General features: G+C 55.0%; 2 protein-coding genes and 1 pseudogene. All 3 read left to right on the top strand.

The genetic code is table 11. The annotated features are described in order from the left end of the window. Positions 1 to 315, top strand: a pseudogene (locus tag JT360_RS33910) (RcgA family putative transporter); the annotation flags it as partial. After that, entirely contained in the window at positions 305 to 1,312 is a 1,008-nt protein-coding gene (locus JT360_RS33015; protein WP_214477600.1) for an RcgR family putative quorum lactone hydrolase, read from the top strand. The pseudogene JT360_RS33910 and the gene JT360_RS33015, both read left to right, overlap by 11 nt. Positions 1,313 to 1,502: 190 nt before the next feature. Next, positions 1,503 to 1,706, top strand: a 204-nt coding sequence (locus JT360_RS33020; RefSeq protein WP_214477601.1) for a hypothetical protein, incomplete at its 3' end; no start/stop codon positions are given.

The following is a 1,706-nucleotide window of genomic DNA, read 5'->3' on the forward strand; positions in this document are numbered from 1 at the left end:
GGCGCAATGATGTGAGCGCCGAGATCAGCTATCGTAGGCCGACCCATTATAGTAGCCTTCTATCGCTATTTCGACCTGTGCCGTATTTCTGTATGGCTCCATCCGTTTAGGCGTCGAACATCGTTTTTGTATGCCTTTGTGGAGGATGTCAGCGATCGTAGCGTTACTCGTGGCAGGCTACTTGCTGATCGATGCATTTGCTGGCTTTTCGATCCTTCTGGGCGTTGGAGTGCTGCTCGCAATATACGGCCTGTGCGATCCAGGATTGGGGCGATGGCGAGCGAGTAGTTAGGGAACAATCAGAGTGTATCATAGTTGGCTTGATCATTGGGATGAGCGGCGGGCGCGACGCGGTGAGGAAGGAAAGCAACCAGCGGATTTCGTCCTTGACGCCGAACGCGCCTTTCCAGGTGCGAAGAAGATAGCAGGTATCGAGGAATTCTGTGCCCTCGCGGATCAAGCCGTGGCAGATCCAGCCTTTTTCGATGAGCCGAGTGTGAGTGATCAGGGCTTTGAAAGGCTGGATGGGTGGCTCAAATTTCCATCGGACATTTCTACTGATATCGAACAGAACAATCTCGTCACGGCGAAAATCACAGAAAGCGGTTCGTTCGATCAGGCGATGGTGATTTTTCACCATTGGAATGCAAGCGCCCGGAATCGTCAGATTGCCAACTTCTTCTCGCAGCGTGGCATCACGGTTGTCGAGATTGCTATGCCTTATCACTTCGAACGCAGCCGTCCCGGCTCCGTGCACGCCGACTATATGCTTAGCCCTAATCTCGGTCGAACGATCCAATCTGTTAGGCAGGCAGTGTTGGATGGGCGAAAACTCATACGTTGGTTGAAAAGCGAAAGCTATAGAGAGATTTCGGTTCTCGGGATGAGCTTAGGTTCCTGGGTTGCGGCCATAGTCGCGGCACATGACCTGGCTGTGTCAAAAGCCTCGTTGTTTCTGACGGCGGGGAGTCTAGCGGATATGGTTTGGACGGGCCGCGCGACACGATCGATACGCTATAGCCTTGAGCCCGAGATTGAGCTGACCGATCTCAGAAGGGCCTGGGGTCCACTTAACTTGGAGAATTACACGCATAGTTTGGCACGGCCTGATGTCGATCTTCAGGTTGTGTTGGCTAAGAGAGACAAAGTGGTATTGCCAGAGCTATCGGAGAGGTTCATGCAGAGGCTAAAGGACGCCGGGGCTAGGCCAAATATTTTGGAATTAAACTGTGGTCACTATTCGCTCGCCAGACCGCCTTACATTTTGTTGGCCGGTTTGAGCTTGAAGCGGTTACTAAGGCGCGGCCGTTGAGCGGGTTCTGTCGTCTGCTGACAAGTCAGCCCGGCGAGCATGAGTTTGGAGAACGGTGTTCTGGACCTGGACGGTGGGAATGGATTGGACGGGGCGGGGTAGAGAGCGGTACCGCCGATTCAGCTGAGACACAAAACGAAGCTCCACCATCCCCGAACCAAAGCCTACCTCCGCCGAACGCGAAGCAAAATTGCAGCAGGTCCGCAACGCCCAAGCCCACGCCACAGCATGGCTGCATGAGATGCGGAACGGACGCCAGCAGGCCACGGATGCGGACGTCATCGACCTCAGTGCACCGACGATCCCGACCAATCCGCATAGCAGCGGCAGCAAGACCGGCAACTCGCTACCGCCACTGTGCTCAGCGCATCGCAAAAGCGGACGACCCTCGCGA

The sequence above is a fragment of the Mesorhizobium sp. dw_380 genome (assembly GCF_018588885.1).
GTDB lineage: Bacteria > Pseudomonadota > Alphaproteobacteria > Rhizobiales > Rhizobiaceae > Mesorhizobium.